Source organism: Pseudomonadota bacterium, assembly GCA_010028905.1.
Taxonomy (GTDB): Bacteria; Vulcanimicrobiota; Xenobia; order RGZZ01; family RGZZ01; genus RGZZ01.
On record RGZZ01000029.1, the window covers coordinates 1 to 22,001 of the forward strand.

Consider the following 22,001-nt stretch of genomic DNA (forward strand, 5'->3'; position numbering starts at 1 on the left):
GTCGACGCGACCGTCCGCCGCAACCAGGAGGCCATCTCCCCCTTTGCGCGCTCGGAAGCGCAAAGGATGCGTCCGCTCGTAGTTGTGCACATGTCCCGCAAAGACCACGTCCGCGTGACCGCGTTCGAATACGTCAGACAAGGTGCGCATCCACTGATCGCTGGCGTGGGTTCGTGAGCTGTGGAACGGGGGGTGATGAAACACCACGAAGCGCCATGCGGCGCCTCGCGCCGATTCGAGATCTGCGACGATCCAGCGGCGCAGCGCGGGGTCGGTCCAGTCGACCGCCCGCGTGGAGTCGAGCACGGTGAAGTGCGCGCACCCCCAGTCGAACGAGTAGGTGCCCATTCGAGGGAAGCGTCGATCACTCGACGCCAGGAAGTCGGCCACGCGCGCGGCATCGCCATCGAGGCGAGGCCCGGGCACCGTCGGACCGTTCAACGGCTGCACCCAGTCGTAGAAATAGGCCAGTGCGTCTGGCCAGCGGTCGAGCGAGATGCTCCGCTCTCGATTGACGGGCACGTCGTGGTTGCCGGGCGCCGCGGCAAAGATCACCGACCGCATGAGGGGAACCCCGATGCCCGGCATGAGGCGGTCGGTGTTGTAGACTGCGTGCACGTTGCGCAGGTTGTCGCCATGCGTGCCTCGGGGGTAGGCGATGTCGCCGGCAATGACCACGAGTCCGGGGGCGTCGCGGTGCACCGCGCTCGCCACCGCGCGCTCAGCACCCGTTCCAGGACCCAGATCGCCCATGACCACCGCCTGGAAAGATTCCCCCGGACGAGGAGGGGCCTGCGCGCGGGCACGCATCTCGACGCGACCGTCTCGCAGCACGGCGTACTCGAACTCACCCGAGCCCACGAGCGACGCGCTGTACTGACGATAGCAACGTCCCCAGAGACGCACCCGCGCCATCGAGACCGAGCCGGCTCTGGCGCGGGTCGCCTCGACGCTCCAGCGGGCCTCCTCGTCGGTCGTGAGCCAGACCACAGAGAGCGCCCCCGCACGGGGATCCGTTCCGAGCTGGAGATAGGGCTTCATCACGAAGGCCGCAGAACGGCCCTCCACCGCGGCGATGGCGGCACAGAACAAGAGCAGCACGAGTGCCCCGCCCACCTTGAAACGCATGTCAGCCCACCGCCTCCCGAAGCACGTCGATATCACAGATCTCCACCTCACCGCGACGCAGGCGCACCGCTCCACATCTCACGAGCGCGCCGAGGGCCTTGGTCACGCTCTCGCGTGTTGCGGCCACCCGCTCGCCTATCTCCTGGTGCGTGACGCCCAGCCGCAGCTCGCCCGCTTCTGCGCGCGCGAGAAGATGACGCGCCACCCGTCTCACCACGCTCTCGAAGGCCAGAACGGATACCTGCCCACTGAGCGCCCGAACCCGTTCCGACTGGGCGCGCAGCAGCGTCAGCGCAAGTGCCGGATGCGCGGCCACCAGCTGCTGGAGCGCCCCGGCCGAGATGATGCGGACGCGGCTCGGGGCAACGGCCCGAACCGTGGCGGAGTGCGTCGTGCCCTCGAGGGCTGACATCTCGCCGAGCAGCGTACCCGAGTCGACGCGTCGCAGCACGAGCAGCTCTCCGTCTTCGCTCTCGCCGATCACCTCGAGCACGCCCTCGAGGAGATACGCCGCCGAGATTCCGGCATCGCCCGCCTGCCACAAGATGGCACCCGCCTCCAGGAAGCGTTCGACGCCCGCCTTCTCAAGAGCGCGCAAGCCGGGATCACCCGCGTCAGGCATGGGGCCAGAGCTCCCGCGCGGCCTCGATGACGCGACGGCTCACCTCGTCGACCGCGCCGACTCCGTCGATGCGGCGAAGCAGCCCCCGAGAGGCGTACCAGGCGATGACGGGCTCGGTCTCTTGATGGTAGACGGCCAGGCGATGCGCCACCACCGAGGGCTCGTCATCGGCGCGCCGTTGCAGCGGGAGCCCATCGACATCGCACCGCCCGGCCTGTGCCGGAGGGTGCACAACCAGATCAACGATGTGCTGGTTGTCGCAGACCCGCCGATTCGCCACGCGACCCACGATCTCGGCGTCCGGAACCGCGAGCAGCAGCATGGGAACGGGAGGCAGCCCCATCTTGTCGCAGAGACGCTCAAGCAGATGGGCGTCATCGAGACGACGGGGCACGCCGTCGAGCACGAAGCCCAAGGCCGCGTCGGGCGCACGAAGGCGCTTCTCGAGCACCTGCTCGACCACGTCGATGGCCACAAGATCACCGTGCGCGAGCACGGCCGCAATCTGCACCCCCAGGGCCGTTCCGGCCCGCACCTCGTCGCGCAGCAGGTTCCCCATGGAGATCTCGGGCAGGGTCAGGGCCTGTGCGAGGGCCGTTCCATGGGTCGTCTTGCCGGACCCTGGCGGCCCCGCCAGTATCAGTGGCCTGCAGGACGTGGCGGGGAGCGGCGGCGTGCGGTCGCTCGTCATGGCGAGAGGCACAGGCGTGAACTTGCAAGCGATATCAGGCGAGAAGCTGTCATCTCTGCGCGTTGCGATCAGATCAGAAGAAGTGCACGCCCTGCCACATCCGGATCACATCGTGCACACTGAACGCCGCCATGGCGCACAGCAGAACCACCAGACCGGCCAGGTGCACCACACCTTCCTTGCGCGGGTCGATGGGACGTCCCCGCAGCGCGCCGATGCTCACGAACAAGATGCGGGCCCCGTCGAGCGCGGGAATGGGCAACAGGTTGAAGCTCCCCACCGATGTACAGATGATGGCCCAGAAGAAGAGAAGCGCCCAGATGCCCTGATGGTAGACCTCGAAGAGCATCTGCCCGATGAGCAGCGGACCGCCGGTCCCTTCGCCGACCTCCTTCACGGTGATCTCGTGACGCGTGAGACGCGACAGGATCTCGAAGGGAAGCAAGGTGATCTTCGTGATCCACTGACCCGAGCGGCTGAAGCAGTCAGCCGCACTGTCGATGGGCACCCAGGCGATGGTGCCCTTGCTCGTGGGAATCACGCCCATGCGCCCGATCTTGCGATGCTCCGGAGAGCCGTCATCGACCGCGAGAGGCACGAGCCGGAAGTCGATGGACTTGCCCTCTCGGACCACGGAGACCTTGATCTCCTCGCCCCCGTGACCTCTGACCTTGCTCACCACGTCGAGGAAGTTCTCGACCGGCGCGTCATTGATGGCCACGATGCGATCGTCGACCGCCAGGCCCGCCTTCGCCGCGGGCGACCCGTCCTGAATGCCACCGACAAGGTTGAGCGGCACCAGCATGCGGTCCGGGTTCGGCATGCTGCCGTGCACAAAGCCCAGCAGCAGCAAGGCCGCAAGCGCCGACACGTAGTTCATGAAGCAACCGCCGCCGAGAACCACGATCTGGCTCATCCAGGGCTTGTTGAGAAAGCTTCCCGGATCATCGGGGTTGGCGTCGGGGTCGTCTTCGCCTTCCATGCGCACGAACCCGCCGAGCGGAAAGGCCCGCAGGCAGTACTCGGTGCCGTCGACCGTGCGGGCGAACAGCTTCGGGCCGAAGCCCAGGGCGAACTCGTACACGGTGATGCCGACGCGCTTGGCCGTCAGGAAATGGCCCAGCTCGTGCACGAAGATGATGAACCCGAACGAGAGGAGAACGACAGCGAGAGCCACCCAGTTGGCGGCGAGCCACTCGAGCTTCGTCAAGATGAGATGCATGGTGCGATTGTACCTCCAGGAGACGCCCACGGGCATACGGGCTGACCGATGATGGCGACGTCAGGAACGGCTTGAAGTTCCCCACCGTCGAGAGAGCACAGGGCCGGTTCTCAGGTCGTGCCTCCCGCGCTGATGACGGCGGGCGACCGCTCCCCGACCTCACGGGCGTGGGATCGGCACCACCGGTCTGTTTCGATGAGATCATCGAGGGTGGGCTCGGCGATGAAGCGATGGGCCGACATGGTGGCCTCGAGCACCGCGGGAATTGCGCCAAAGGCAATCTTCTCCTGCAAGAACAGCGCAACGGCGATCTCGTTGGCGGCGTTGAGCGCGCAGGGCATGGTTCCTCCCGCGCGTCCGGCCGCGTAGCCGAAGCCCAGGCACGGGAACGCCGCGTGTCGAGGCGACTCGAAGGTCAGGGCGGAGACCTGGGTGAAATCGAGGCGGTTCCAGGGCGGCCCGATACGCTCCGGCCAGCTCAGGGCATACTGGATGGGCACCTTCATGTCAGGGGTTCCGAGCTGCGCCATGACCGCCCCATCGACGAACTCGACCATGGAGTGGATGACGCTCTGCGGATGCACGAGCACGTCGATTCTGTCGAAGCCAACCCCGAAGAGGTGATAGGCCTCGATGACCTCGAGGCCCTTGTTCATGAGAGTCGCCGAGTCGATGGTGATCTTCGAGCCCATGCTCCAGGTGGGGTGCTTGAGCGCCTCGCGCACGGTGGCGCCCGGGATGCGCTCCTCGGGCCAGGTTCGGAAGGGGCCGCCGGACGAGGTGAGAACAAGTCGCGCGATGCGCGTCGGGTCTTCGCCGTTCAGGCACTGGAACAGCGCCGAGTGCTCGCTGTCGACGGGCAGCAGCTTCACCCCGTGGCGACGGGCCGCGGCCATGACGAGCTCGCCACCCACCACCAGGGTCTCCTTGTTCACGAACGCGATGTCCATCCCGGATTCGATGGCGCGCAGCGTGGGCAGCATCCCAGCCACGCCCACCAGGGCGATGACCGCCATGTCGGCCGACATCGACGCCACGGCCATGATGCCCTCTTGCCCTTCGAGCACCTCGATGTCGCGGGTCTCCGGCGAGGCGGCGAGGGCCTCGCGAAGACGCGCCGCCGCCGTAAGGTCGTGCATGGCCACGCGCTGCGGGTGAACGAGTGCGGCCTGGCGCGCCACCTCCTCCCACGATGAGCCGGCTGCAAGGCCCGCCACCGAGAACCGCTCTGGATGGCGCACCACCACCTCGATGGTCTGGGTTCCAATCGACCCGGTGCTGCCGAGAATGACGATGTTCTTCATTGACGCGATCTCCAGGTAGTTGCGACGCGCTCAGAGGAGCACGTACGTGAGAAGCAGATAGCCCACGGGCATGGCGTAGAAGAGCGAGTCGCAGCGATCGAGCACCCCTCCGTGGCCCGCAAGCGCGCGACCCGAGTCCTTGATGCCGGCGTCGCGTTTCATCATCGACTCCCACAGGTCTCCCAGCTGGCCCGCCACGCTCAGCAGCACGCCGGTGAGCGCGCAGGCCGCAGGGGCCAGACCCAGCCACAGCCCGAAGGCGACGGCGCCCACGGCGCTCGTCAGAATGCCACCGAAGGTGCCCTCGACGGTCTTGCCCGGGCTGATCTCCGGCGCCAGGGGATGGCGTCCGAACAGACGGCCGAACGTGAAGGCCCCCACGTCAGAGAAGGCGGTCACCGAGATGAGCATGATGAGGTAGGCCGCGCCGGCGTCGATGGTGAGACCGTTCGGTCCAGCCACCCGCCCAGGGAGGTTGCGCACCTGCAGGCAGAAGCCGAAGAGCCAGCCCACGTACAGGAAAGAGAAGACGGTGACGATGCCGTCGAGGTAACGGGCGCCGCGAAAGCCCCCCGCCTGCGCCGCTGCGGCCGGTCGCCTGCGAAAGGTCATGCAGGTGAGCGTGAAGATGACCGAGAGCGCGAGCACGAGAGGCGTGTGCGCCGGTGCCCACGATGCAGCCGCGAGAATGGCCAGGGAGCAAGGCAGCGCCACCGGGTACGACGGGGAGACCCCGTTGCGCGAAGCGAGATCGCACATCTCCTTGAGGCCGATGACCGTGAAGAACATGGCCTCGAGCGCGAAGGCGTGGGGATGGATGATGATGAGCAAGGCGGTGAGGCCGGAGAGCGAGAGCCCGGTGATGGCGCGCGAGAGCAGGTTGTGCCGCGCGCCGGGCTTGCGCTCTCCCTTGCGCGCACGGCGCTCGCGGGGGGCGCGGTTGGCGCGCGACGCGCTCTCATCGCGCTCGCGTGACGCGCTGCCGCCGCGCTCACCACGGCGGCGGAGCATGTCTTCGAGAGAGCGGGTGATCTCATCCGGGCGGGGAAGCTTCATCGATTCACCTCATCGAGGGCTGAAGCGCCCTCCAGCATCGTGCGTTCGGAGCGCCCAGGATCAAGACGAGCGACCTCGGCGTCCAGGGAAAGCAGGGAAGGATCAAGGGCGCGCGGAGCCTCGGCGGACCCTCCGCCATAGCGACGCTCGCGTGTCTGATAGTCGAGGAGCGCGTGCACGAGGTCGATGCGGCGAAAATCGGGCCAGCACCGCTCAGTGAACCAGAACTCGGTATAGGCCATCTGCCAGAGCAGGAAATTGCTGACCCGGATCTCTCCGCTGGTGCGAATGAGCAGGTCCGGGTCCGGCAGCCCGACGGTGTGGAGGTTGCGCTCGATGTCGGCCTCGCAGATCGCCTCCGCGTCGAGACGACCGTCGCGCACCTCGGCGGCCAGCGCCCGCGCGGCGCGCACCAGCTCACCACGGGCCCCGTAGTTCACCGCGAGGTTGAGTATCAGGCGGCTGTTGCCTGCGGTGACGCGACTGGTCTCTGCAAAGGCTTCGCGCACCCGGGCAGGCAGCGACTCAACGTCGCCGATGACGCGGAAGCGGACGCCGTTGGCCAGCATGTCGGCGCGGTCCTTGCGGCTGTAGTGCTCGAAGAGGCGCATGAGCAGGCCCACCTCGCTCTCCGAGCGCTTCCAGTTCTCGAGCGAGAAGGCGTAGGCCGTGAGCACGCGGATGCCGAGGTCGCTGCAGGCGCGAACCACATCGCGAAATGCGCGCACCCCCGCGCGATGGCCCATGAGCGAGGGAAGGGAGCGGGAGCGAGCCCAGCGGCGGTTGCCGTCCATGATGACCGCGAGGTGCGTCGGCAGACGCCCGCCATCGAGGGACGAGAGCGCCTGGGTCTCCTCCCCCGTGGCATTGCGCAGGAACGGCGCCGAGGGCTCAGATCTCAAGTATCTCTTTTTCCTTCGATGAGAGCGCCTGATCGAATTCGGCGATGAACTTGTCGGTCATCTTCTGGATCTGCTGCTCGGCACGCTTGATGTCGTCTTCAGAGGCACCGGCGTCCTTCTGCTTCTTGGCCTCTTCGATGGCGTCGCGACGAACGTTTCGCAGCGCCACCTTCCCCTCTTCCGTGCGCTTCTTGACCTGCTTGACCAGGTCCTTGCGGCGCTCCTCGTTGAGCGAGGGGAGCAGAAGGCGGATGTTGGTGCCGTCGTTCGTGGGGTTGATGCCGAGATCAGACTTCTGGATGGCCTTCTCGATGGACGCCATCACCGATTTGTCATACGGGGTCACCACGAGCATGCGAGGCTCGGGCGAGGTGACGCTGGCAAGCTGGTTCACCTGCATCTGCTGCCCGTAGGCCTCGACGTGGATGCGGTCGAGCAGGGACGGCGTTGCGCGCCCCGTGCGAATCGACGTGAAGTCTCTCTTGAGATGCTCGAACGCCTTCTTCATGCGCTCCTCGGCATCGCTGAACACCTTTTGCTCCACCATTCAACCGACCTCCTTGACGAGCGTTCCGATCTCTTCGCCGAGCACGATCTTCTTGATGTTCCCGTACTCGGCGCTGTTGAAGACCAGAATCGGAAGCTTGTGATCCCAGCAGAGCGACACGGCGGTGGAATCCATCACCTTGAGCCCCTTCTGGATCACGTCGACGTATTCGATCTCCTTGAACTTCGTGGCCTGCGGATACTTCTGCGGGTCCATGTCGTAGACGCCGTCGACTTTCGTCGCCTTCAGAACAGCCTCGGCGTTGACCTCGAGCGCGCGCAGCGCGGCCGTGGTGTCGGTGGTGAAGAACGGGTTGCCCGTGCCCCCTCCGAAGATGACCACCCTTCCCTTCTCGAGGTGGCGCAGGGCGCGCCGGCGGTAGAAGGGCTCTGCGATCTGCTGCATGGTCACCGCCGTGAGAACACGAACGGTAACGCCCAGATGCTCGAGGGCGTCTTGCAGCGCAAGGGCGTTGAGCACCGTGGCGAGCATGCCCATGTGGTCGGCGGTGGCACTGTCCATCTTCGGCGCAAGGCGACCGCGCCAGATGTTGCCTCCCCCCACCACCACGGCGACCTCGACACCGAGATCGCGCAGCTCCTTGACCTCACGAGCATACGTCTCGACCGTGGGCATGTGGATGCCGAAGTCGTTGTCGCCCGCCAGCGCCTCACCGCTGAGCTTGAGAAGGATTCGCTTGTACTTGAGCGTGGTCATGGCATTTCCCACAGAGCAAGAGATTGTACGAAGGCCGTCGCGCCGACGTCTGCCAGCGCGACGGCCTCGTGGGCCGACCTACTCCTTCGGAGCGCTCTCGCCGAGCGCGTAGCGAACGAAGCGAGCGACCTTGATGTTCTCGCCGAGCTTGCCGATGGTCTCGCGGATGTACTCGCCGACGGTCTTCTTGTCGTCTTTGACGTACGGCTGATCGTACAGGCAGAGGCGCTCGAAGTACTTGTCGACCTTGCCCTGGGCGATCTTCTCGGCCATCTCGGGCTTCTTGCCCTCTTCGATGGCAGCCTTCTTGTAGCCGTCGAGCTCGCGCTCGATGAGCTCCTTGGGCACCTCTTCACGGGTGACGTACACGGGCGAGAGGGCGGCGATGTGCATCGCCACGTCGCGCACGAGGTTCTTGAAGTCGTCGGTCTTGGCGACGAAATCGGTCTCGCAGTTCACCTCGATGAGAACACCCACGCGAGCGGCCGCGCCGATGGCGTGGATGTAAGAGTCGACGCGGCCCTCAGCGGTGGCGCGGTCCTTCTTCTTGTCTGCCGAGGCGATGCCTTTCTGGCGCAGGAAGTCCATGGCCTTCTGCAGGTTGCCCTCGTTCTGCTTGAGCGCCTCGCGGCAGTCGAGCATGCCTGCGCCGGTCTTCTCGCGCAGCTCCTTGATCATCGTGGCTGAGATTTCCAAGACGGGTTCCTCCTTTGGATCGTTGAGACGAATCGTTGATTGGACGCGTTCGGGGGGATGTGACATCGGGGCGTCGCAGCCCTGCCGGTCAAGGAGACCGAGCCAGGCTCCGCGCCCCGCTGCCATGCGTGTCCGACACCATCGCGGGTCGGCTCAGGGGCGGCGGGAGGCGGAAGCGCCTCCACGCCGCGGGGGGTCTAGACGGCTCCCTCGACGGGGGCTTGTGCCGCGTCATCGGCGACGTAGACGAGCTCCTGGCCGGTCGGCGCGTAGGCCTCGGCGGAGTACTCCTCGGGCGCAGCACCGATGCCACCGGCCTCGACCAGATCGACCGTCTCGCCAGGCGTCACGATGGCCAGCGTCACGCCGCCCTCGTCTTCCTCCATCGCAAAACGGGCCTCTTCCGGCATCTCGGCTTCGATCTCGGCCTTGGCCTCGAGCACTGCGTCGGCCATCTTGCCGGTGAGCAGGCGCACGGCGCGAATCGCGTCGTCGTTGCCGGGAATGGGGTAGTCGATGAGATCCGGATCGCAGTTGGTGTCGACGATCGCCACCACGGGAATGCCCAGCTTGCGGGCCTCCATGATTGCGATGTGCTCCTTGCGCGGATCGATCACGTAGATGGCGCCCGGGAGGTCAGGCATGTTCTTGATGCCGCCCAGGAAGCGCTCGAGCTTGCCCATCTCGTCGTTGAGGCGCTTGACCTCTTTCTTGGTGAGCCGATCGAACTCACCGTTCTCGCGCATGCGCTCGAGCTCCTTGAGACGCGCGATGCGACGCGAGATCGTCTTGAAGTTCGTGAGCATGCCACCGAGCCAGCGCTGGTTGACGAAGAACTCGCCGCAGCGGGCGGCGTCTTCGGCGACCGCCTCCATCGCCTGCTTCTTGGTGCCGATGAAGAGGATCGGCCTTCTCTGCTTCGCTACTTCCTTCACGAAGTTGTAGGCTTCTTTCACCTTGACCACCGTCTTCTGGAGGTCAATGATGTAGATGCCGTTTCTCTCCGTGAAGATGTAGCGTGCCATTTTCGGGTTCCACCGACGGGTCTGATGCCCGAAGTGGACACCCGCCTCGAGGAGCTGTTTCATCGAGACGATAGCCACGCTAGTACCTGCCTTTCGGGTTTTGGTGTTCCTCCGCTTCTTCAGACCCGCCCAACCGGACAGCGCCACTGCACCCTCGACAGAAGCCTCAGAAGGGCCTCGAGAGGTGAACACGCGCCACGCGGCACCCGCGCGGGAATCGAAAGCGTGTGTGATGAGGGTCGAATCCGCCGGGAGACCCCCGTGCGGAAAGACCGACAGAGTATATCACACTCCTTTGAAGACGGCAAGATGGACATGGGCAGCGATTCCGAGCCCAGCCTCGGCGAGACGCGCGAGGGCTGAAGGCGCAGACAAGGAGTTCCCATCGCGCTCCGGGAAGCCTCGACACCATGTGGAAGCGCGCGGCCGTCATGCTGCTCTGCCTCCTGGCGCTGGGAGGCTGCCACCGTCCCCTCTCCCCCACCAAAGCAGGAGCCCCAGGAACGGTGGTCTCATTCGACAACCACTCGGGCACCTACCTCACATGGGCTGCCAGGGGCGTGAAGAATCGCGTCGTCGTGCATCTCGACGGCCACTCCGACCTCAACTGGCTGAGCGACGCGCAGATCACGCGCATCGCGGCCGCGCCCGATCCGAAGGTGCTCGAGTGGAGGCCCTACGAGGTCGATACGCTGGAGCGCCATCCCCTCGACATCGCGAACTTCCTGTACGTCGCATGGAAGACCGGGATGGCCAGGCGCGTCGTATGGGTCGTCCCGGACGAAGCGCCCACAAGCCAGCATCTGCAGGCCTACCGGAACCTGCTGTCGGCCCAGATGCACCTCTCCGCGGCACAAGCCGACGGCCTGGCAGCCGATGGCAACCGCGTCAGCGGAGACGCGGGCGGACTGCCGCTCACCATCAGTCGACTCGAAGATCTCCCCGACCTCGGAGAGCCCGTGCTGCTCGACGTGGACGTCGACTTCTTCACCACGCCGGCCGGCTTCGATCAGCGCGTGCTCGACGTGCCGAGGCTGACGCCGTCCACCGTGTTTGCTGACCTGAGCGAACGCGGCTTGTCGTGGGACATCGCCACCGTGTCGCTGTCGGTCGAGGGGGGATTCCTCCCGCTGGAGTACGCGTCGCTGGGTCCGCTGTGCGAGAGCGCGCTGCGCGCGTACGGAAGGCGCGATGCCCCTCCCCCCCTGCAGGCCGCACTCGAGACGGCCACGCTGACCCATCAAGGAAGACTCGCAGAAGCACGGCAGCGGCTGTCAACGCTGCCCGCAGTCGATCCCGCAACGAGCTTCCTCGGCGCGCTCATCGACGAGCGCGGGGGAAGCGCAGACTCGGCCGCCTACCTCTCCGCCGCCCAGCGCGATGCGCGCTACCGGCGGTTCATGGTCTATCGCGGCGACTCGCGGCGTCGCTGCCGCGACGCGGCGGGGGCGCTCGCCTGCTATGACGCATTCCTGGCCACCTATGCGTCGGCAACCGACCATCCGCTCGGGCAGTTCCTCCGCGGCCGCACCCTGGAGGCGCTGCAGCGCGACGAGGACGCCATCGCCGCCTATCGACGCGTCATCGCAGCCTGGCCCGACCGCGCATCGTCATACAACAACCTCGGTACCTGTCTGGCGCGCCGGCGCAAGACCGCTGAAGCGCTTCAGATGTTCGAAGCCGCCATCAAGCGCGACCCGCGCTTGGGAAGTGCCTACGCGAACAAGGCGCGGGCCCTCATCGACCTCGCCGCCACGGGCCGGCCCGGCGCCCTCGAAGAAGCCCGCAAGACGCTGCGCGCGGCACATGCGAACGTGCCCCAAGACGCAGAGAGCTACGTCGTCGAAGGCGATCTCGACCTGCGCGAGAACCACCCTGCCGAGGCACGAAAGGCCTACACGCAGGCCATCTCGCTCTGCCCCACGTCCGCCACCGCCTACGCGCGGCTCGCTCCGCTGACACGCGACCAGGGAGACGAGACCGAGGCGCGTCGGCTCGAGCGCGAAGCCGAGCGCTGGACGCGCTGAGCGTCAGCGCAGCACCCGCAATCGCCACGGGCGTCACCACGTCCCCAGGGCCGAACCCGCAACGCAAGATGGGGAAGACCTCGCCGGTCGCAATCCGCCGTCGGCATTGAACATCTCTCAGTCACGTGTAGAGCGACTGCGGCGACGGTATATGCATCACACCCGTCAGGCCTGTCGGCGCACGTGCAAGCGCGCACCGCCGGTCAGCGACGGGAAGGAACTGGTGGCTTCTCGGCCGGGAGCCCGCCAGGAGTCGTCCGCGTTCCCGTCCACGCCGGCGGGACCCGATCAAGATCGCAAGATTGGATTGCTGTCCCCCATGACGACGAACACGGCTCGCTCTTCTTTTGCTGTCTCTCCCACCCGCCACAGACAGGAGAACGGTTCCCCTCCCGCCACCGCAAGCGAAGCGCGTCGCGGACGCGCTCTCGAGGCGGAAGCCTTGTTCGGGGAATACCACATCAGGCGAGATCCAGCGCTGCGCGACATGCTCGTCGATCGATTCACCCCACTGGTCTCCTACCTCGCAAACCGTTTTGCAAATCGGGGAGAGCCTGTGGAAGATCTGCGCCAGATCGCCTTCATCGGACTGATCAAGGCCATCGAGCGCTTCGACCCGACGGCGGGAGCGCGTTTCATGACCTATGCCACCCCTACCATCGTGGGGGAGATCAAGCGCCACTTCCGTGACAAGGGGTGGATGCTCAAGGTGCCACGGCGCCTGCAGGAGACACACCTGGCCATCAACCGCATGACCGAGCAGCTCATGCGCGTGCTGGGGCGCCCACCGGTTCCCGCCGAGCTCACCGAAGCCCTCGGCGTTCCCCTCGAGCTCGTTCTCGAGGCCCTCGAGCTCGGACAGAACTACCACACGCTCTCGCTCGATGTGCAGACAGGCGGCGACGACAGCGAGAAGAGCGCCGCCCTGACCGATTTCCTCGGCGAGATGGAACGGGGTTTCGAGCGCACCGAGGCCAAGGTCGACATCACCACCGCGCTGCAATCGCTCAGCCCGCAGGAGCAGACGGTGGTGTACCTGTCGTACTTCCGCGATCAGACCCAGGTGCAGATCGCGCGCCGCATCGGCGTCTCGCAGATGCAGGTCTCCCGCATCCTCCACCGCGCGCTGAGCGCCCTTCGACGAACCCTGACGGAGGAGGAAGCGCGGGCCTTCAGCGCGGCCACAGCGAGCCGCGAAGCCGCAAGCGTCAGCGCGTCAGGCCGCGCATCATCTCGAGACGCTGAGTGACCTTCTGACGGGTCTCCTCGAGCTCCGCCAGGCGAGCACGCTCGCGCGCCACCACCTCTGGCTTCGCCTTCTCGACGAAGGCCGGGTTCTCGAGCTTGCGTCGCGCCCCCTCGATGGTGGCCTCGATGCTCACCTGCTCCTTCGACAGCCGCTCCACCTCCTTCGACAGATCCATGGAGGCCGGCAGCGGCAGGAACACCTCACCCCCACCGCAGCGGGTGCTGAGCGCGGCCGGCGGGTTCTCGTCGAGAGACGCGACCACGCGCGCCGCCCCCACGTGGGCCAGGCGTCGCAAGGCGTCGTGATTGGCCATCAGCGTCTCGCGGCTCGCGTTGTCTTCGAACACGAAGACGGCGTCCATCTCGTCACGCGCGCCGACCTCGGCGCGCATGTTGCGCAGCGCGCGCACCACATCCATCACCAGCCCCATGCGGGTCTCGGCCTCCGCATCGCGCAGCGCCGGCTGCGGCGTGGGCCACGTCGCCGTGACGATGGAGCCGCGCTGACCGGGCAGGGCGTGCCAGCACTCCTCGGTGATGAACGGCATGAGCGGATGCAGCAGGCGCAGGAACGTGCTGAGCACATGATCGAGGATGCGCCCGGTCTCGCGCTGCTCGGCCGCGTCAGCGCGATCGTAGAACACCGGCTTCACCAGCTCGAGGTACCAGTCGCAGACCTCGTCCCAGAAGAAGTCGTAGAGCACGCGGGTCATGCCATCGAACTCGAAGCGATCTGCGGACTGCGTCACGGTATCGGTCACGGCCTGAAGACGCGAGACGATCCAGCGATCGTAGAGGCTCCAGCCCTCCCCGCGCGAGAGCGCAGACGTCTCGCCTTCAGCGGGCACGAACCGCAGGGCCAGGCGCACCGCGTTCCAGATCTTGTTGGCGAAGTTGCGGCTCATCTGGATGCGCTCTTCGGAGAACTTGATGTCCTGGCCTTGACCCGTCATCCAGGCAAGCCCGAAGCGCGTGGCGTCGGTTCCGTACTGATCGAACAGGCCGAGCGGATCGACCCCCGTGCCCAGCGACTTCGACATCCGGCGCCCGTCCTTCGTGAGAACCGTCGCGTGGATGTACACGTCGGAGAACGGGATCTCGTCCTTGAACTCGAGCCCTGTCATGATCATGCGCGCCACCCAGAGATACAGGATGCCGCGATCGGTGCTCAGCACGTTGGTGGGATAGAAATAGGCGAGGTCGGGGGTCTCGTCCGGCCAGCCCAGCGTGGAGAGCGGCCAGAGGGCCGACGAGAACCAGGTGTCGAGAACGTCGCTGTCCTGCACAAGTGCCGTGCTGTCGCACTGTGAGCACTGCCCCGGGTCTTCGCGATAGGCGTCGGCGTGGCCGTTGGCGCAGGTCCATACGGGCACGCGATGGCCCCACCAGAGCTGGCGACCGATGCACCAGTCGCGCAGGTTCTCCATCCAGCGCAGATAGAGATCAGAGAAGCGCGACGGGTGGAAGCGCACGCGCCCCTGCTTCACCACCTCGATCGCCGGACGTGCGATCTCCTCCATGCGCATGAACCACTGGTCAGAGAGATACGGTTCGAGAACGGTATGGCAGCGGTAGCACGTTCCAAGCGCCACCTCGTAGGGCTCGATCTTCACCAGGAAGCCCTCGCGCTCGAGATCCTCGACGATCTTCGTGCGGCACTTGAAGCGATCGAGGCCCGCGTAGTCGGGGAAATCGGCCGACATGACGCCCTTGTCGTTCATGCACACCACCGTCTCGAGGCCGTGACGCTGACCGATGGCAAAGTCATTGGCGTCGTGGGCCGGCGTGACCTTGAGCGCGCCGGTGCCGAACCCGAGCTCGACGTGGTCATCGGCGATGATAGGCAGTCGCCGCCCCACCAGCGGAAGCGTGGCCTGTTTCCCGACCAGGTGGCTCCAGGGGTTGGGCTGCTCGTTCCCCTCGGCATCGGTATAGGTCTGGCGCGGGCTGACCGCGATGGCCGTGTCAGCCAGAATCGTCTCTGGCCGTGTCGTGGCGATGGTGATGAACCCCTCGCCATCGATGGGATAGCGAACGTGGTAGATCTTGCCGTTCTTGTCGGTCTCGTGCTCGACCTCGAGGTCGGAGAGGGCCGTGAGGCAGCGCGGACACCAGTTCACGATGTACTTGCCGCGATAGATGCACCCTTTCTTGTAGAGCCGGTAGAACGCCTCGCGCACGGCCCGGGTGCACTGCTCGTCCATGGTGAAGCGCTCTCGTGACCAGTCACACGAAGCCCCCAGGCGCTTCAGCTGGCCGACAATGGTCCGGCCCGACTCATCGCGCCACTTCCAGACCCGATCGATGAACGCGTCACGCCCCAGATCGAAGCGCGTCTTCCCCTCTTTGGCAATGGTCTTCTCGACCACCGCCTGGGTGGCGATGCCCGCGTGATCGGTGCCGGGAACCCACAGCGTCTCGAAGCCCTGCATGCGACGCATGCGGATGAGGATGTCCTGGATGGTGTTGTTGAGGGCATGGCCCATGTGCAGCGAGCCCGTGATGTTGGGCGGCGGGATCACGATGGTGAAGGGCTTGCGGTCAGGGTTGGGACGAGCGCCGAACATCTGGTTGGCTTCCCAGAACGCATACCATCGCGGCTCGACCTCGGCGGGCTGGTAGACCTTGTCCATCGGGGCGGTCTCGGACTGACTCATGAAGCGGCTCCTTGTTGGTGTGACGGGTGTGAAAAAGGTCGGAGAAGGTTCGCCGCCCTGGCAGGGGCGCCCTCTTGCGAGCGCCAGGGCAAGGCCCATGAAAGAAACGAGCCCCGCGCGTCACGTTCGACACGCGGGGCTGTTCGAAGCGAAGGAGACGCGCTAAGAAGCGGCCTTCTCCTCCTCGGCATAGACGAGGGTGGGCTCCTGGCGCTTCGTGATGACCTCCGGGGTCACGATCACCTGCCGCACATCGGTGAGCGAGGGGATCTCGTACATGATGTTGATCATCACCTCTTCGATGATGGAGCGCAGCGCGCGGGCCCCGGTCTTGCGGGTCTGTGCCTCGGCCGCGATGGCCGCCACCGCCTCCTTGGACAGCACCAGCTCGACACCGTCCATCTGGAAGATCTTCTGGTACTGCTTGATTAGCGCGTTGCGCGGCTCGGTGAGGATGCGCTTCAGCGCTTCCTCGTCGAGGGCGTCAAGGGTGACCACGATGGGGAGGCGGCCCACGAACTCAGGGATCAGGCCGTACTTGAGCAGGTCTTCGGGCATGATCTGGGCGAGGATCTGACCGATGTTGCGCTCCTTGCGCTTCTCGATGTTGGCGCGGAAGCCGAGCGACTGCTCGCGGGTGCGCTGCTCGATGATCTTGTCGAGCCCCTCGAACGCGCCTCCGCAGATGAAGAGAACGTTGGTGGTATCGATCTGGATGAACTCTTGATGGGGATGCTTGCGCCCTCCCTGCGGAGGCACGTTGGCCACGGTGCCCTCGAGGATTTTGAGCAGCGCCTGCTGCACGCCCTCGCCCGACACGTCGCGGGTGATCGACGGATTCTCAGACTTGCGCGCGATCTTGTCGATCTCGTCGATGTAGACGATGCCCTGCTGGGCGCGCTTGACGTCGTAATCGGCCGCCTGGATGAGCTTGAGGAGGATGTTCTCCACGTCTTCGCCCACGTAGCCTGCCTCGGTGATGGAGGTGGCGTCTGCCATGGCGAGCGGCACATTGAGGATCTTCGCAAGCGTCTGGGCGAGATAGGTCTTGCCGCAGCCCGTGGGCCCGATGAGCAGGATGTTGCTCTTCTGCAGCTCGACGTCGTCGCTGCCCGCGCCCTGGGTGTGGTGGATGCGCTTGTAGTGGTTGTACACCGCCACAGACAAGACTTTCTTCGGCTTCTCCTGGCCCACGACGTACTGGTTCAGGATGGTGTTGATCTCTTTGGGCTTGGGCAGGTTGCGGAAGCGCTGCAGGTCTTCCGTGTGCCGCGAGAGCTCTTCCTCGATGATCTCGTTGCACAGGTCGATGCACTCATCGCAGATATAGACGCCGGGCCCCGCGATGAGCTTGCGGACCTGCTCCTGGTTCTTGCCGCAGAAGGAGCACTTGAGCTGTCCGCGCTGGTCTCCGAAGTGAAACATGTCAACCTCCGAATGTCTGGTGCCTCCGGGAGAAGCTGTGCCGGAGCCACGAGCATGCTATGTCTGCTACCGATTCTTCTACCCCATGGGGGGCTGTCTAACGCGACTCCTTGCTGATGACCTTGTCGATGAGCCCATACGCTTTGGCCTCTTCAGCCGACATGTAGTAGTCTCGCTCGGTGTCCTGCTGGATGCGCTCGAGCGGCTGCCCGGTGTGATGCACCAGGATGCCGTTGAGCGTGGCTCGGGTATGAAGGATCTCTCTGGCCTGGATGTCTACGTCGGTGGCCTGCCCGCCGATGGACTTGATCCAGGGCTGATGGATCAGGATGCGCGAGAAGGGCAGCGCGTAGCGCTTGCCCGCCGCGCCGCCCGCCAGGAGAAGCGCGGCCGCGCTCGCCGCGAGCCCCATGCAGACGGTGGAGACCTCGGGCTTCACCAGCTGCATGCAGTCATAGATGGCCAGGCCAGCGCTCACCGACCCGCCGGGGCTGTTGATGTAGATATCGATATCCTTGTCTGGATCTTCCTGTTCGAGGAAGAGCAGCTGGGCGATGATGAGGTTGGCAACGGTGTCATCGACGGCGTCACCGAGAAAGATGATGCGGCTCTTGAGCAGTCGCGAGTAGATGTCGTAAGAGCGCTCGCCCCGAGCGGTCTGCTCCACAACCATCGGCACCAGGTGCTGGGCCCGCGCGATCCGGTCTTCCATCTGTGGTAGGGACTCCTTGACACATGCTCTGCCCTTTGTCTCGACGTGCGAAACCGCGCACAGGTCTGACGGGCATGGGTGACAGCCAGAGGCTTCTCGCTTCAGGGAGGCGTCTCCTGCGAGATGCGCCTTGCTCGAGAGGCAGACGAGACGAGGCCCGAAAGGGTTCCCCCAGGCCGCAGCGGGGCAAAGGCTTCGCCCTTCCCCAGAGAAAGCAACAGGCCCCTCTCGGGGCCCGTCACAGATGCGCAAGCGTGACCCGCACGGTTCGGGTCGCCGACGCGGCGCCCGACCGCGCAGGCTATTCCTCGGCTGTCGCAGCCGCCTTGGCACGGCTCTTGCGGGGCTTCGCCTCGGCTTTCGCAGCCTTCTCGGGCTTGTCGCCGCCTTCGTCGGCGGCAGACGCCTCCGCCTCGGGCTCGGCGGCCGCCGGCGCAGGCTCCTCTTCGGTCTTGGGCAGCACCCACCGCGTCTTCAGGGCGATTGCGCGGAGGGTGCGCTGGCGAGCAAGGTCGGCGCGGAAGGCCTCTACGTGACCCTGCTTCTCGAGCTCGGCCCGCACGTCTGCCTCATCACGCTGCTGAGACTCGGCGAATCGCTTGATCTCGGCGTCGAGGTCGGCGTCGGAGACAGAGATCTCGAGGGCGCGCATGATGGACTCGAGAATCATCTCGCCGCGCGCCGATACCTCGGCGCTGGGACGCATGCGCTCAACGAGGGAGGAGGGCTCGATGTTCTGGCGGCGCAGGAAGTCTTCGAACTGGATTCCCATCTGCGCCAGCTGACGCGCCTGGTTCTCGAGGGTCTGCATGATGACGTTGTTGCTGAAGGCACGGGGCACGGGCACCTCGGTCTTCTTCTCTGCGAGCTGGCGAACGGCGTGGTGGCCGGCCTCGAGCTCGAGGTTGCGCACGAGGCGCTCGCGGATGTCAGCCTTGAGCTCGTCAAGAGAGGCAAAGCTCGAGACCTCGCGGGCGAAGTCGTCATCGAGCGCGGGAACCTCCTGCTTCTTTATGCCCTTCAGGGTGAAGCGGAAGTGGATCGTGCGGCCCGCCAGGCTCGCGTTGCCGTACTCCGCCGGAAAATCGAACTCGAACTCGCGCTTCTCGTCGGCCTTCAGACCGTGGAGCTTCTCGGCGAAGCCGGGAACGAACAGCGAGTCGTCGATCTTCATCTGGAAGTCGGTGCCGTTGCCGTTCGGCACGGGCTGCCCATCGTGGGTCGCGTCAAAGTCAACCACGGCGATGTCGCCCGTCTCGAGGCCACGGCTCTCGTCGACCGACACCGTGCGGGTCGCCTTCTGCTGGAAGTCGTCGAGCACGTGGCCTACCTCGGCGTCGGTGATCTCGAGCTTGGCCACCTCGACCTCGAGACCGCTGTACTCAGCCTCGTCAACCGTAACCTCGGGGCGGATCTCGATGAGCGCCTTGAACACGAGATCCTTGCCCTTCTCGAACTGAACCAGCTGCACGTTCGGCTCACCCAGGGGGCTCAGCTGCTCCTGCTCGATGGCGGCGCGATAGGCGGGCACGCCCACCTCCTCGAACACCGTTCGCTGGAGCTCTTCGCGATTGGCGTAGCGCTCGACCAGCGCCGCCGGCGCCTTGCCGCGGCGGAAGCCCGGAATGGCCACCTGGCGGATCACGTTGCGCAGATGCTTGTCCCAGCTCTGCGTCAGCTTCGACGACTCGACCGATACCTCGAGCTCACGCTCGATGGAAGACTTCTCACTGACCACGACTTTCATGACGGCACTCCTGTTCACGATGCCCTGTTCGCGCATCTTGCCACATCTGGGGGCAGGGCCTGCGGGGCAACCCCCTGTAGTGCGCGATGGAGCCTGCGTTCTCCTGGTCTGAGAACGAACAAACCGGCCTTGCGGCCGGTCTGTTCGTCTCTTTGGAGCGGAAGACGAGATTTGAACTCGCGACCCTCGCCTTGGCAAGGCGATGCTCTACCGCTGAGCTACTTCCGCACGTTCTCCCCGGCCAACCCAGTCGTTTCGATGAGTGGTGCAGGCGGGGAGACTCGAACTCCCACAGGATTGCTCCCGCCAGATCCTAAGTCTGGTGCGTCTGCCAATTCCGCCACACCTGCGCGACGCATCGGCACGACGTAGATGATCTTTATGGTGGGCTACTAGGGACTCGAACCCCAGACCCGCTGATTAAGAGTCAGCTGCTCTACCAACTGAGCTAGTAGCCCGTCTTGTGCATTCGCGCGCGACCCGCGCCAGTGGCGCCGTATAGGCGTTTCCGAGGGGGGTGCCCGCGAGGCGACTGTGATTATAAACCGAACGTTGGAGGCTGTCAATAGGACATTTCGATGGAAGTTGGAAACCCTGACATCCAGGGCAGGTCCCGCTGTCGCGCGGGCCGGTTCGTGCGTGCAGCAGGAAGGTGAGGAAGCGTGAGCGTCGATTCCAGCGATCGTCGTTCGATTCTCGTGGTCGACGATGAGGCCATGATACGGGGCATCCTGGTGCGCGCCCTCGGACGCCGCCATGACGTGACTGCCGTGGAGAGTCCGCAGGAGGCGCTGGAGGCGCTTCAGGCGCACGCCTTCGATCTGGTTCTGACCGACATCAACATGCCGGGCGGCAGCGGCCTCGATCTGGCGGGCACGATTCGTTCCGAGCGCCGCTCCCTGCCCATCGCCTTCATCACAGCGGTGGTCGACGACACCACGCAAGACCGAATCGAGGCACTCGAAGCGCCGGTCTTCTTCAAGCCCTTCGACCTCGTCGAGCTCATGCGCATGGTCGACGCCCTGCTGCGCGACTCCGGCCAGGAGAGCACGAACGCCTGATCGGGTCGCTGACGGCGACAAGATGTCGCCGTCGACGAGCTCTGGTCGCGATCAGACCGGCGCTGCCTGCGAATCGCCCACGTGGCGCGGAGCATCAACGACGGTACGCCCCGTCGAGAGCACCTCAGACAGCGTCGCGCGAAGGAGTGCGGGGACCACCCAGCCGTAGCGGCTGACCTGCCACGCCAGGGCATAGGCGGCATCGGCTGGAGCGCAGAGCGCGCGGTGCATGAGAGGGCGCAGCGACAACGGGAGCGCGATGGTCCTCCCCAAGCGACGGCGCGCGCCGAAGCAGCGGTTCGAGGCTTCCACGAGAACGACCGCCGCGACGCGGGAGCGCCCGAGCTCTTCCTGCAGATGAACCGCCAGCTCGAAAGGAAAGCGGACATCGAGCGCCACCACCTCGTCGAGAAGCGCGCGAAGCGCATCGAGCAATGCGGCATCGGATTCGGGCGTCTCCGCCATCTCGAGGACGAGCGAGGTCAGGCGGCCTCGGGCAGACTGACGGGGCTGCGACGCGTTCTCGGGACGCAGCGTGACGGTCTCATCGATAGACGGCATGAAGGGCCTCCTCGTCATCCGCGTGAGCAGGTGGCGCACCATCGACGCGCCTTGCACTGAAGGCGCGGGCGACGACGGCACCGACTCACGAGGGGATGGGCTCGAATCGAGCCCGGGTCACGCGTGGCCAGGCCACGACGCGAGGCGGATGAGGGGCGATGAGCTGGAAGACGCGTCAGAGAGCAGGCTCTCTGCGGAGACGGCACGCAGGTGGGCGTTCACAACCGCGAACGCCGCGCGCCCTCGTGCGTCAGCGACTCGTTCGAGCCGGTTGCAGTGCCGAGAGGCGCCACCCGCGAACCGTGCGTCTAGCCGGCGGCTCTTCGCCCCGCGCTCCGGACGGTTCATCGGTATTTGGTTGGACTTCCCTGGGCGGGATGGACATCCGTGGAACTGCTCCTGTGCCCGCGAGATGGCGGGCGAGACGCGCAGGCCCTATGACAGGCGAGCACGTCGGCTTCTGCGCACAAGCGGGGGTGAGCCGATGGCGCGGGCAGAGCATAGCACGCGCCCCGGGGGGTGTCAAGAACGCTCCGGCACCCGGATGTTGACATTCTGCCATGTGCCGGGAACGGGTGCGGTGCGGGGCGGTGCGGAGCCTGTCCACCACGACACCGTGGGGGACAAGCCAATGTCCACCACGACACCGTGGG

At 65.7% G+C, this 22,001-nt stretch carries 19 protein-coding genes and 3 tRNA genes; 3 read left to right on the forward strand and 19 right to left on the reverse strand.

Going from position 1 to position 22,001, the window contains the following annotated elements; all coding sequences use genetic code 11:
- From EB084_04000 to rpsB, 11 genes are all read right to left on the reverse strand, one after another.
- The coding region (locus EB084_04000) for a metallophosphoesterase (protein NDD27412.1) at positions 1–1,128 on the reverse strand (1,128 nt) is incomplete at its 3' end.
- A 1-nt stretch (position 1,129) separates the two neighbouring features.
- Positions 1,130–1,750 carry a Crp/Fnr family transcriptional regulator gene (locus tag EB084_04005; protein ID NDD27413.1) on the reverse strand — a complete coding sequence of 207 codons (621 nt, stop codon included), beginning with the start codon at positions 1,748–1,750 and terminating at the stop codon, positions 1,130–1,132.
- Entirely contained in the window at positions 1,743–2,453 is a 711-nt protein-coding gene (locus EB084_04010) for a nucleoside monophosphate kinase (GenBank protein ID NDD27414.1), read from the reverse strand. The genes EB084_04005 and EB084_04010 overlap by 8 nt, the downstream gene beginning before the upstream one ends.
- Positions 2,454–2,514: 61 nt before the next feature.
- Complete coding sequence (locus tag EB084_04015; protein NDD27415.1) at positions 2,515–3,699, reverse strand: RIP metalloprotease; 1,185 nt, start codon at positions 3,697–3,699, stop codon at positions 2,515–2,517.
- Positions 3,700–3,773: 74 nt separating this feature from the next.
- Positions 3,774–4,967 carry a 1-deoxy-D-xylulose-5-phosphate reductoisomerase gene (locus EB084_04020; GenBank protein NDD27416.1) on the reverse strand — a complete coding sequence of 398 codons (1,194 nt, stop codon included), beginning with the start codon at positions 4,965–4,967 and terminating at the stop codon, positions 3,774–3,776.
- A gap of 30 nt (positions 4,968–4,997) precedes the next feature.
- A complete protein-coding gene (locus EB084_04025; GenBank protein ID NDD27417.1) occupies positions 4,998–6,023 on the reverse strand; it encodes a phosphatidate cytidylyltransferase in 1,026 nt (341 codons plus the stop codon).
- A complete protein-coding gene (locus EB084_04030) occupies positions 6,020–6,898 on the reverse strand; it encodes an isoprenyl transferase (GenBank protein ID NDD27418.1) in 879 nt (292 codons plus the stop codon). The genes EB084_04025 and EB084_04030 overlap by 4 nt, the downstream gene beginning before the upstream one ends.
- A gap of 16 nt (positions 6,899–6,914) precedes the next feature.
- A complete protein-coding gene (locus tag EB084_04035) occupies positions 6,915–7,472 on the reverse strand; it encodes a ribosome recycling factor (GenBank protein NDD27419.1) in 558 nt (185 codons plus the stop codon).
- On the reverse strand, positions 7,473–8,189 hold the full coding sequence (locus tag EB084_04040) for a UMP kinase (GenBank protein ID NDD27420.1): 717 nt from the start codon (positions 8,187–8,189) through the stop codon (positions 7,473–7,475).
- A gap of 78 nt (positions 8,190–8,267) precedes the next feature.
- On the reverse strand, positions 8,268–8,951 hold the full coding sequence (gene tsf / locus EB084_04045; GenBank protein ID NDD27421.1) for a translation elongation factor Ts: 684 nt from the start codon (positions 8,949–8,951) through the stop codon (positions 8,268–8,270).
- Between the two features lie 131 nt (positions 8,952–9,082).
- Entirely contained in the window at positions 9,083–9,988 is a 906-nt protein-coding gene (gene rpsB, locus EB084_04050; protein ID NDD27422.1) for a 30S ribosomal protein S2, read from the reverse strand.
- Between the two features lie 332 nt (positions 9,989–10,320).
- On the opposite strand from rpsB, the gene EB084_04055 reads away from it, so the two are divergent.
- Positions 10,321–11,937 carry a hypothetical protein gene (locus EB084_04055; GenBank protein ID NDD27423.1) on the forward strand — a complete coding sequence of 539 codons (1,617 nt, stop codon included), beginning with the start codon at positions 10,321–10,323 and terminating at the stop codon, positions 11,935–11,937.
- A gap of 151 nt (positions 11,938–12,088) precedes the next feature.
- Positions 12,089–13,186 carry a SigB/SigF/SigG family RNA polymerase sigma factor gene (locus EB084_04060; GenBank protein NDD27424.1) on the forward strand — a complete coding sequence of 366 codons (1,098 nt, stop codon included), beginning with the start codon at positions 12,089–12,091 and terminating at the stop codon, positions 13,184–13,186.
- Here the strand turns inward: EB084_04060 and EB084_04065 are convergent.
- The 7 genes from EB084_04065 to EB084_04095 form a co-directional block, all read right to left on the reverse strand.
- The gene (locus EB084_04065) at positions 13,146–15,842 is read right to left on the reverse strand and encodes a valine--tRNA ligase (GenBank protein NDD27425.1); all 2,697 of its coding nucleotides are present in this window, start codon (positions 15,840–15,842) and stop codon (positions 13,146–13,148) included. The two genes, EB084_04060 and EB084_04065, sit on opposite strands and share 41 nt — an antisense overlap.
- Positions 15,843–16,004: 162 nt before the next feature.
- Positions 16,005–17,267, reverse strand: a complete 1,263-nt coding sequence (clpX, locus tag EB084_04070) for an ATP-dependent Clp protease ATP-binding subunit ClpX (GenBank protein NDD27426.1) — start codon at positions 17,265–17,267, stop codon at positions 16,005–16,007.
- Positions 17,268–17,364: 97 nt separating this feature from the next.
- The gene (gene clpP / locus EB084_04075; protein ID NDD27427.1) at positions 17,365–17,979 is read right to left on the reverse strand and encodes an ATP-dependent Clp endopeptidase proteolytic subunit ClpP; all 615 of its coding nucleotides are present in this window, start codon (positions 17,977–17,979) and stop codon (positions 17,365–17,367) included.
- Between the two features lie 301 nt (positions 17,980–18,280).
- Positions 18,281–19,762 carry a trigger factor gene (gene tig / locus EB084_04080; protein ID NDD27428.1) on the reverse strand — a complete coding sequence of 494 codons (1,482 nt, stop codon included), beginning with the start codon at positions 19,760–19,762 and terminating at the stop codon, positions 18,281–18,283.
- A gap of 117 nt (positions 19,763–19,879) precedes the next feature.
- Positions 19,880–19,954 (reverse strand) — tRNA-Gly (locus EB084_04085).
- A 35-nt stretch (positions 19,955–19,989) separates the two neighbouring features.
- Positions 19,990–20,076 (reverse strand) — tRNA-Leu (locus EB084_04090).
- A gap of 32 nt (positions 20,077–20,108) precedes the next feature.
- A tRNA-Lys gene (locus tag EB084_04095) sits at positions 20,109–20,184 on the reverse strand.
- Between the two features lie 204 nt (positions 20,185–20,388).
- Here EB084_04095 and EB084_04100 point away from each other — a divergent pair.
- Entirely contained in the window at positions 20,389–20,787 is a 399-nt protein-coding gene (locus EB084_04100) for a response regulator (protein ID NDD27429.1), read from the forward strand.
- Between the two features lie 51 nt (positions 20,788–20,838).
- On the opposite strand, the gene EB084_04105 is transcribed toward EB084_04100, so the two are convergent.
- On the reverse strand, positions 20,839–21,348 hold the full coding sequence (locus EB084_04105; protein NDD27430.1) for a hypothetical protein: 510 nt from the start codon (positions 21,346–21,348) through the stop codon (positions 20,839–20,841).
- Positions 21,349–22,001 lie beyond the last annotated feature (653 nt).